At 62.1% G+C, this 9832-nt stretch carries 8 protein-coding genes; 4 read left to right on the plus strand and 4 right to left on the minus strand.

The features are described 5' to 3' along the window. Positions 1 to 254 precede the first annotated feature (254 nt). Both B7G66_RS01655 and B7G66_RS01660 read left to right on the plus strand, forming a co-directional pair. A complete protein-coding gene (locus tag B7G66_RS01655; protein ID WP_040512865.1) occupies positions 255 to 1475 on the plus strand; it encodes a Tm-1-like ATP-binding domain-containing protein in 1221 nt (406 codons plus the stop codon). Then, positions 1475 to 2305 (plus strand): phosphoenolpyruvate hydrolase family protein, encoded by an 831-nt coding sequence (locus tag B7G66_RS01660; RefSeq protein WP_003621921.1) that lies wholly within the window; start codon positions 1475 to 1477, stop codon positions 2303 to 2305. The genes B7G66_RS01655 and B7G66_RS01660 overlap by 1 nt, the downstream gene beginning before the upstream one ends. Positions 2306 to 2611: 306 nt before the next feature. Here B7G66_RS01660 and B7G66_RS01665 read toward each other — a convergent pair whose 3' ends face one another. Continuing rightward, on the minus strand, positions 2612 to 3571 hold the full coding sequence (locus tag B7G66_RS01665; RefSeq protein ID WP_196760706.1) for a helix-turn-helix domain-containing protein: 960 nt from the start codon (positions 3569 to 3571) through the stop codon (positions 2612 to 2614). Positions 3572 to 3641: 70 nt separating this feature from the next. Here B7G66_RS01665 and B7G66_RS01670 point away from each other — a divergent pair, with 70 nt between their 5' ends. Continuing rightward, on the plus strand, positions 3642 to 4586 hold the full coding sequence (locus B7G66_RS01670) for a phytanoyl-CoA dioxygenase family protein (RefSeq protein ID WP_003621916.1): 945 nt from the start codon (positions 3642 to 3644) through the stop codon (positions 4584 to 4586). A 51-nt stretch (positions 4587 to 4637) separates the two neighbouring features. Here the strand turns inward: B7G66_RS01670 and B7G66_RS01675 are convergent, their stop codons facing one another. The 3 genes from B7G66_RS01675 to B7G66_RS01685 form a co-directional block, all read right to left on the minus strand. Then, a complete protein-coding gene (locus B7G66_RS01675) occupies positions 4638 to 5915 on the minus strand; it encodes an outer membrane beta-barrel protein (protein WP_048858802.1) in 1278 nt (425 codons plus the stop codon). A 301-nt stretch (positions 5916 to 6216) separates the two neighbouring features. After that, complete coding sequence (locus B7G66_RS01680) at positions 6217 to 7539, minus strand: ammonium transporter (protein ID WP_275395035.1); 1323 nt, start codon at positions 7537 to 7539, stop codon at positions 6217 to 6219. 56 nt (positions 7540 to 7595) lie between these two features. Then, complete coding sequence (locus B7G66_RS01685) at positions 7596 to 7934, minus strand: P-II family nitrogen regulator (protein WP_003621910.1); 339 nt, start codon at positions 7932 to 7934, stop codon at positions 7596 to 7598. A 390-nt stretch (positions 7935 to 8324) separates the two neighbouring features. Here B7G66_RS01685 and B7G66_RS01690 point away from each other — a divergent pair, with 390 nt between their 5' ends. Continuing rightward, entirely contained in the window at positions 8325 to 9710 is a 1386-nt protein-coding gene (locus B7G66_RS01690; protein ID WP_231106189.1) for a chloride channel protein, read from the plus strand. Positions 9711 to 9832: the final 122 nt, after the last annotated feature.

Genomic DNA, 9832 nt, shown 5'->3' on the forward strand with positions numbered 1-9832 from the left:
GCAAGGACACACCCACAAAGCCACCATCACGCGCGCGCCGTCACGCGCCCGGCATCATGGGGCCACCGTCACGCAACGGCCCCATGAGACAGTGGCCGCGGAACCGCCAGAAAATACACGTCATGGTAGCTTTTGATGACAAACCATTGCCCACCCGCCCATTCACGCAAGCGTGTTCCGATGCGACGCGCACGGGGCTTGCACCCACAGGCCCCGGACGCAGACTCTGCCCCCCGGTGCAGGAAGGGGACAGTATCGTGGGACGCATATACATAATCGGCACATGCGACACCAAGGCCGTGGAACTGCGTTATGTACACGACCTCATCACCGGGCAGGGCGTGCCCGCCGTGATCGTGGATGTCAGCACAGCCCTGCGCGCCCCTGGCCCCGACAGCGCCGATACGATCCCCCCCACCGCCATCGCCGCCGCGCACCCTGATGGGACAGAGGCCGTCTTTACCCGCCGGCGCGGGTCCTCCATCGCCGCGATGGCGACCGCGCTGCGCCATTTCCTGTGTGCGCGCAACGATATCTCCGGCGTGCTGGGAATCGGCGGGTCGGGGGGGACTGCACTGATCGCCCCCGCCCTGCAGGCCCTGCCGCTTGGCCTGCCGAAAATGATGGTGTCCACCGTCGCATCCGGCAATGTCGCCGCGTATGTCGGTGGCTCGGACATCGCCATGGTCTATTCCGTGACGGATATGGAGGGGCTGAACCGCCTGTCGCGCCGCATCCTGGCCAACGCCGCCAACGCAATGGCGGGCATGGCCAGCCATCTGCCCCCGGCACAGCACGACCCCCGCCCGGCGGTCGGCCTGACGATGTTCGGCGTCACCACGCCATGTGTGGAACGTATCGTCAGCAACCTTGACGACACCTTCGACTGCATGGTGTTCCACGCCACCGGCACCGGGGGGCGGGCCATGGAACGCATGGCCGATTCCGGGCAGCTCGCGGGCATCATCGACGTCACGACCACGGAAATCTGCGATTATCTGTCTGGCGGGATATTCCCGTGCGATGGGGACCGGCTGGGTGCCGCAATCCGCACCGGCGTCCCCTATGTCGGCAGTTGCGGTGCGCTGGACATGGTCAATTTCGGCGCGCCTGACACCGTGCCTGCGCATTACCGCAACCGCCGCCTGCTTGAACATAATCCGCAGATCACGTTGATGCGTACGTCCGTCGACGAATGCCAGGCCATTGGGGAATGGATTGGCGACCGGCTGAACCAATGCCGGGGGGAGGTGCGGTTTTTCCTGCCCGAAGGTGGTTTTTCCATGCTGGACCGCATGGGGGAACCATTTTACGACCCACAGGCGGACCAGGCCCTGTTCGAGGCCCTGGAACGCACGGTGGAACAGACGCCCCGCCGCCGGTTGATCCCGCTGCCTTATGGGGTGAATGACGCGGCGTTTGCCGATACACTCGCGGTTACGTTCCGCAGCCTCTTTAACGGAGAAAACACCTGATGCCTTCGATTCCACGCGCAGAAATACTGGCGAAATTCCGCAAGATGATCGCCGACAAACATCCTATCATCGGTGGTGGCGCCGGCACCGGCCTGTCCGCCAAGTGCGAGGCGGCGGGCGGGATCGACCTGATCGTGATCTATAATTCCGGCCGTTACCGCATGGCGGGTCGCGGGTCGCTGGCGGGGGTGCTGGCCTATGGCAATGCGAACCAGATCGTCATGGACATGGCGCGCGAGGTCCTGCCGGTGGTGCCGCACACCCCGGTGCTGGCGGGTGTGTGCGGCACCGACCCGTTTGTCGATTTCGACGTGTTCCTTGATGATGTGAAACGGGTTGGATTTTCCGGCATCCAGAACTTTCCCACCGTGGGGCTGATTGATGGGAATTTCCGCCGCAACCTCGAAGAAACCGGCATGAGCTATGCGCTGGAGGTCGATGTCGTCGCCCGCGCGCACAAAAAGGACCTGCTGACGACCCCCTATGTCTTTGACGTCGAACAGGCGCGCGACATGACAAAGGCCGGGGCCGACGTTCTGGTTGCCCATATGGGCCTGACTTCTGGCGGGGCCATCGGCGCGGGTACGACCATGACGCTGGAACAGTCGATCACCCTGATTAACGAGATTTCAGAGGCCGCGCGTTCCATCCGCCCCGACGTCATGCTGCTGTGTCATGGCGGTCCGATCGCAATGCCCGACGATGCGCAAAAGGTGCTGGACAACTGCCCCGACTGCCACGGTTTTTATGGCGCATCGAGCATGGAGCGCCTGCCGGTGGAGGTCGCATTGACCGAACAGACACGCCGCTTCAAGGCGATGAAACGCTAAACCCGCACCCAGCATAAGAGGCTGCCTGAAACATCAGGATCAATAACATCCTGAAACGATAAAGGTTTTTGGTGAAGCTTTTTCCAAAAAGCTTCGAAAGACGCTGCCTTTAAAAAAAAGGCAGCACCCAAAAACTTTTCTTTTTTATCACTGATGTGTTTTCAAACACCCTGCTACGCAACACCCCGCCGGGAATGGTGTAACCGGCAGGGCCTGCAACCGGGTGGCACACGAAACCCCTGTGGGGATGCTTTTTTCAAAAAGCATCCTGCCCCTTTCGCGCGCCATCCGGCCTATGCCGGTCAATCAGGGTGTTTTCAGACCGTCCCCCACCACATCGCGCGGGGCAAACATGCGGCGATAGGCACGCGGCGTCATGCCCCGCAGAGCCCTGAACTGCCGGTTGAAATTGGCAAGCGAAGGATAGCCCACAGCCTCTGCGATCAGGCCGATGGGCTGCATTGTGGTGGACAGGCGCGAACAGGCCTCCCCGATCCGCAATCCCGCGACATAACGGGTGATGCTGGTCTGTGTGTGGCGTACAAACATGCGATGCAGGCCAGAGACGCTGAGCGCCGCAATCCCGGCAAGCTCGGCCATACGGAGCGGTTCGGCATAATGCCGGTGCAGGTGGGCCAGCACCCGGTCCAGCCGCGAACGCCCTCCTTGCACCACCTGCGGCACGGCGCGCGACAGGGGGCGGGCGGTTGCATCCCCCGCCAGCCGCATCAGGATGGAAAGCAGCCCATGCAGCCGTTGCAGTGGCGGCAGGCCGAACATGTCCTGAAAATCCGCCATGAGGGCCAGTCCCGTTTCCGGCGCGAAGGCAAGCCCTGCCTGCGCACGTTCCAGCAGGTCACGCACCGGGCGCAGTTCGACCGTCCCATCGGTCATGCCCGCGATCCACGCCCCACGGAACCAGAAGACAAGGGCGACATGCGGCGCATCGGCCAGCAGTTTCGCGCGTGATGCCCATGTATGGGGCAGGTTCGGCCCAATCAGGACAAGGTCCGCATGCCCGTACGTGCCAACATGGTCGCCCACGAAACGCTGCCCGCGTGAATTCAGCGTCAGGGTCAGTTCATATTCCGGGTGATGGTGCCACTGAAAGGGAATGGCGTCATCCAGCCGCCGGTCACGCAGGCTCCATGACGCGGTATCCGATACCGGCAGATGTTCCAGATAGGCGCGCATCCAGCCCCCTTCAGGCAACAGACGCCATAATAGTATCAAAATACGCCCATGCAGCACAACACGAACCGGCACGGCGGGATAACCTACCGCTTCTCCCCCGGTAACATTGGGTCATATGGGGGCACGCAGATGGGGACAATGGATGCCGCAGAGACCGCCAGACAGACGCCACAGCCATCCCACGGCCACCGCGACGACGCAGTTGCGGGATATTCGCAAGACCCTGCCGTTACGTGTCCTGTCACAGGCCGATTGGGAACACTGGACATGCCGGGGATATGTCATCGTCCGACAGGCCGTGCCTGCCGCCAATGTGGAACGGCTGGTCGATCTGCTGTGGCGGTTTGATGACAAGGATCCTGATGACCCGTCAACATGGTACGCGCCACAACGGCGTGCGCATAAAATGCGCGAACTCGACAATACCGGGATGCTTGAACTCTATAACCATCAGTTCCTGTGGGACAACCGGATGGAACGCCGCATCCATGACACGTTCGTGGATATCTGGGACCGCGAGGATTTGTGGGTGACAATCGACCGCGCCAACCTTAACCCACCCGTGCGCGACCGGGGCAATGGCAATCGTGACGGGTTCATCCACTGGGACGTCGATACGTCGCTGCGTCCGTTGCCCATTGGCGTACAGGGGGTACTGAGCCTTGGGACACAGGGCGGCGACACCGGCGGGTTCCAGTGCGTGCCCTCCCTGTTCGAACATTTCGCGGACTGGGTCAGGACACAACCCGCGGACCGCGACCCGATGCACCCGGACATGACGGGACTCAATGTGGTCAATATCGACATGGACGCGGGCGACCTGCTGGTCTTCAACTCCCTGCTGGCCCATGGCGTGCGGCCCAACCATTCGGAACGCCGCGTACGCATGGCGCAATATATCTCCATGCATCCGGCACAATGGGATAACGAAGCCGAACGGCGCGAACGTATCCGGCTGTGGCGCGAACGCGACCATCCCCGGCGCGACGCCTTCCCCGGCGACCCGCGTGAATGGGAACGGCATAATGCCACGACCGCCCGCCTGACGCCGCTGGGTGAAAAACTGCTGGGCCTGACGCCCTGGTGACAGGCGATACGCATATCATGCGCATATGCGCCCTGAACGGGTCGCCGGGCTTCAGAACCCGATCACCGCGTCACCGCCAAAGGTGAACATGCCGTTGTTGCGCCCGCCATTAAACGGTGTCGTGCCATTGAGCGAGCGGTCGAAACGGATTTCGGGGCGCAGCATGAACACCCGCACATGGTGGCCAAGATCGGGTTTGTACGTCACACCCAGCGTCATTTCACCATAGGTCGTGCCATGTCCCGTCGGGCCGGGCATCAGCGCATCGGCAGGCGTCGTGCGGCCGGAAATGCCATCCATATAGGCATTGTTGCCGATGAAGGTCGAAACCATAAGGTTGTTATTGTCGCGATAGATTTCACCGCGATAGTTGAAGGTCAGGACCTTGTTGATCCTGTAGCTGAGGAAGCTGACGAAGCTTTCGGCATCGGCGGCCTTGAAATTGCCATTCGCACGGATGCCATTCAGCCCCTGATCATGGATATAATTGAACTCCGCCGTCAGGGTCAGGCGGTCATTCACGGCATAGACGGCGTTTATGTCGTTCCAGAAACGTTCGGCATGATTGGCCTCATACGCCCCGCCGGCAGAAGAATAGCGCGAGTTCTCCGGCCCCACACGGCTGAGTTCAATAATATTGAGCTTCCCATGCGCAAGGTTGTTCAGGTTGAACCCGAAATACCCTGCGGGGGCGTTATTGTTGTCGGATCGGCCAAACGATGTCTGGTTGCCGGTATCGATCCCGAACGTCACATCCAGCATGTCAGTGACATGCCAGTTGAACATCGCGCCGATATGCTGAAAGGGAACGGAATATTCAGACGTATAGGCAATCGTGTAAAAGGGCCGCGTCGTGGGGTCCAGCGTCTCCACCCCCATCGGGGCCTGCAGGATGCCGGCATGCATGTCCAATCCGCCCTTCGTCGCCCATGGCAGGTGAACATCGGCATGGGCCTGGGCCGGGATCAACTGGTACCGCGCGTTCCATTCATGCGCGCTGACGCCAAGGAGCTGGTAATAACGCGCATCCGAACCATACATCCCCTCCAGCGTGAATCCGACCTGATAACCACCACGCGACGGGTCGATGGCTTTTTGCAAGGTGAACTCCGCCTGATTAAGCTGCACCTGATTGGCATGGTCGGCAAAAAAATCGCCAAAGTTGTAGCCGGGCTGCGGACGGGCGGGATTGGCCATGATGCCGCCTTCGACCTGCCCCGTCAGGGTCACGCCCGACAGCCAGCGCGCGAACGGGGAATCGCTTTTTTCCATGCTCTTGAACACGGACACCTGCGCATGGGCATGATGCGCATCAAGCAACAGCCCCATGCCCAGCGCCACGATACATCCGATGCCCGTGCGCAACGCCCGCGCGCCCATCCCCGCCTTTTGCATAAGCTGCCCCCGCCGCTTTCTTAGTTATAGATCCTGATTAGCAGTTTCGGTTTTATCCACACACCGTAACACTCCGACATCCGTAACATTCGGCAAGGTGTGTGTCAAAATCGTCACATACCACATTGCGAATGTGCAACATTCCGGAACCGGAATCAGAACAGGGGCAAAGACACAAAAAAGGCGGGGACATGCCCCGCCTTCCGTACTCCCATGTCACACGACATGCACCGGGTCAGGAATTGATGCGCTCCCCATGCAGCGCCATGTCCAGCCCTTCCATTTCCTCATCCGGGCTGACACGCAGGCCGATCGTCAGGTCCACCAGCTTGAGGATCACGAACGTCACGACCGCACACCATACGATGGTGACACCCACGGATTCCGCCTGTGCCAGGAACTGTGCAAACGAACCGCTGACGCCGTCGGGGCTGGCATCCGTGGCCGACAGCGGGCCATAGGCGAACACACCCGTCAGCAACGCGCCGACGATACCGCCGATGCCATGCACGCCAAACGCATCAAGGCTGTCGTCATATCCCATCATGTGCTTCAGGCCGGTTGCCCCCCAGAAGCACACGACACCGGCGATCAGCCCGATGGCCAGCGCACCGCCCGGCAGGACAAAGCCCGCGGCAGGGGTAATCGCCACCAGGCCACCCACCGCACCGGAAATGATGCCCAGCACCGTCGGCTTGCCGGTCTTGATCCATTCGGCGCACATCCACGCCACACCCGCGGCGGCGGCGGCGATCTGGGTCGTGGCCATTGCCATGCCCGCACGCCCGTTCGCCCCACCGGCGGACCCGGCATTGAACCCGAACCAGCCCACCCACAGCAGGGACGCGCCGATGATGGCATAGGTCAGGTTGTACGGTGACATGTCATCATGGCCGTACCCCTTGCGCCGCCCGATCACCAGAGCCGCGACCAGACCCGCGATACCGGCATTGATATGCACGACCGTACCACCGGCAAAGTCGATGGCCCCGATTTTCGCCGCGACCCAGCCATCCGGCCCCCAGACCCAGTGCGCGACCGGCACATAGACCAGCAGTGACCACACGATGGTAAAGACACACAGCGCGCTGAACTTCATGCGTTCGGCGAAGGCCCCCGCGATCAGGGCGGGCGTGATGATGGCGAACGTCATCTGGAACGTCATCCACACGCTTTCGGGGATGGTCATGGTCGTGGCGGCGGACGTGCCCGCCGCCATGGTGAACGCCACGTCGGACCCCTTGGAAATCCCGGCCCCCATGCCATTCAGCATCACGCGCGACAGGCCGCCGATGAACGCATTACCCGACGTAAAGGTCAGGCTGTACCCCACGACCATCCATACCACCGTCATGATGCAGCAGATGGCGAATGACTGCATCAACGTGGCCAGCACGTTCTTCTTGCGCACCATGCCGGCATAAAACAGGCCAAGGCCCGGAATGGTCATCATCAGCACCAGCGCCGTGCTGATCAGCATCCATGCCGTATCACCGGTATCGATGGCGGGGGGTGGGGGGGGCGCTGCATCGGCGGCCAGAGCGGAGGCACCGCCCATCGCCACGGCAAAGGCCGCAACCGGGGCACACCCGCGCAGCCAGGCGTTCATCTTGTTCACAGCGCGTTTTCTCCCGTTTCCTGGGTCCTGATCCGCATGGCATTTTCCAGATCGAGGACAAAAATCTTCCCATCGCCAATCTTGCCGGTATTGGCGGCCGCCTGGATCACCTCCATCACGCGGTCGGCCATGTCATCGGGTACGGCGATCTCCAGCTTGATCTTGGGCAGGAACTGGATGTTGTATTCCGCCCCGCGATAGATCTCGGTCTGGCCCTTCTGGCGGCCATATCCCTTGACCTCGGTCGCGGTCAGGGCATCAACGCCGATCGAGGAAAGCGCCTCCCTGACCTCATCAAGCTTGAACGGCTTGATGACCGCAATGACGAATTTCATGTCTATTTCCTTCCCCAACCTGCGTACGCGACAACGCCCGTGGCACGGCCGGGCCTGTACGGCGGCACGTCGCAACGCCCCAATCACATTCCCTGAACGAAATAATCGGTCACTGCGACAGCCCGCATCCCGCCCACGGACCAGCACGAACGCCCTGTACTGCCATATTCCTGACAAGGCCGATCCATGCAAGTAATCATTGCGATTCTGCAAGACCACACGTGTCTTTTCAATCACGCCCCGGAACATGATTGCCACAAAGGACGGCCACAGAGGACGGCCACTGTGGACGGCCATAGTGGGAACATGCCACCCGGCCCCTGCGGGACAGGGTTTTTTCATATCGTCTTTTGCATCCCGCGCGGACATCCTGCATAGAATTGGGCCGCCATGACCCTGCCCCCTTTCCCGTCCGGCGCATCCGCCGCGTCCCACCCCGCCACACCTGCCGCCCCGCCCACGCCCACGCCCACGCCCATACCCACGCCCGGCGCGCGCATGGTCCTTGCGGTCATCGCAACCGGCATCATGTCGGGGCTGGGCGGGACGGCGCTGGCGCTGGTGCTGCACACGATCCAGCATCTGGCCTATGGCTATGGGCAGGCAGGGGGGCCACAGAATTTCCTGCAGGGCATCAGCGCCGCGCCACACTGGCGACGGGTTGCGGCACTGTTTGCATGCGGGATGGTCGCGGGCCTTGGCTGGTGGGAGCTGCAACGCGGCGGACGGCCATTGGTCAGCGTAACGGCCGCCGTGGGGCGGGGCGATGCCCCAGGCAGGGCCATGCCCGCATTGTCCACCCTTATCCATGTTTTACTACAGATCGTGACCGTCGCCCTTGGCTCCCCCCTGGGGCGGGAGGTGGCGCCACGTGAACTCGGCGCGCTGCTGGCGGCACGCGGGGGGCGGATACTTGGCCTGACGCCGGAGGATGCACGCATCATCATCGCCTGTGGCGCGGGCGCGGGGCTTGCGGCGGTCTATAACGTGCCGCTGGCGGGGACGCTTTTCATCCTCGAAGTATTGCTCAAGGCATTTTCCACCCGCGCGGCGATGGCCGCACTGGGTGCGTGCGGCATTGCCGCCATGATGCCGTGGACCGTACTGGGCGATGTGCAGCAATATGATATCGGCCCCATGCCCCTGACGCCCGCCATCCTGCTATGGGCCATCTGTGCGGCACCGGTCATCGGCATATGCGCCCATGCGATCAAGAGCCTTTGCACACTGGTGCAGAACCGGGCGGCATCCGGGGCGGCGCGCATTGCCTGGTGCGTTGCGGTCTTTACGGGTATCGGCCTGCTGTCCTGCCTGTTTCCGCAACTGCCGGGCAACGGGCGCGGGCCGACGCAACTTGCCCTGGCGGGACATGTGGGCATGATGCTGGGGCTCGAACTGCTCGGGCTGAAAATCCTTGTCGTCATGGGGGCGTTGCGCGCGGGCGCGGCGGGCGGCCTGCTGACGCCAAGCCTGACCATGGGCGCATTGCTGTCCACCGTGCTGGTCGCGGGATGGAACCTTGCCGCCCCCGCCGTGCCGGTGGACGCTGCCGCCCTGATCGGCGGGATGGCCTTCCTTGGCACATTCATGGCCATGCCCATGACGGCACTGGCCCTGGGGATCGAATTCACCCGCGTCGGCCATGACATGTGGTTTCCCATGGCTCTGGCCATGACGTTGTGCGTGGCTGTCGCACATGCCTGCGCGCACCTGACACACCTGCCGGGGCCATTGGTGCGGCCCACCGCACCGGGAAGCGTATCCGCGCGGTCGTGAAGGGGAGGGTTTTCAGGAGGCGGTTTGAAAACAAGAAAAGTTTTTGGGTGCCTTTTTCGATCGAAAAAGGCGGCGTCCTCTGAAGCTTTTTGGAAAAAGCTTCACCAAAAACCTTTATAATT

The sequence above is a fragment of the Novacetimonas hansenii JCM 7643 genome, from assembly GCF_000964405.1.
GTDB lineage: Bacteria > Pseudomonadota > Alphaproteobacteria > Acetobacterales > Acetobacteraceae > Novacetimonas > Novacetimonas hansenii.

What these genes read in the sequence shown, in the direction of transcription:
- B7G66_RS01685 (WP_003621910.1), bottom strand. Translation starts at nt 7,934, where the DNA reads ATGAAATTCGTCATTGCGGTCATCAAGCCGTTCAAGCTTGATGAGGTC.
- B7G66_RS01670 (WP_003621916.1), top strand. Translation starts at nt 3,642, where the DNA reads ATGCCGCAGAGACCGCCAGACAGACGCCACAGCCATCCCACGGCCACC.
- B7G66_RS01690 (WP_231106189.1), top strand. Translation starts at nt 8,325, where the DNA reads ATGACCCTGCCCCCTTTCCCGTCCGGCGCATCCGCCGCGTCCCACCCC.
- B7G66_RS01680 (WP_275395035.1), bottom strand. Translation starts at nt 7,539, where the DNA reads ATGGGCGGTGCCTCCGCTCTGGCCGCCGATGCAGCGCCCCCCCCACCC.
- B7G66_RS01675 (WP_048858802.1), bottom strand. Translation starts at nt 5,915, where the DNA reads ATGGGGCTGTTGCTTGATGCGCATCATGCCCATGCGCAGGTGTCCGTG.
- B7G66_RS01660 (WP_003621921.1), top strand. Translation starts at nt 1,475, where the DNA reads ATGCCTTCGATTCCACGCGCAGAAATACTGGCGAAATTCCGCAAGATG.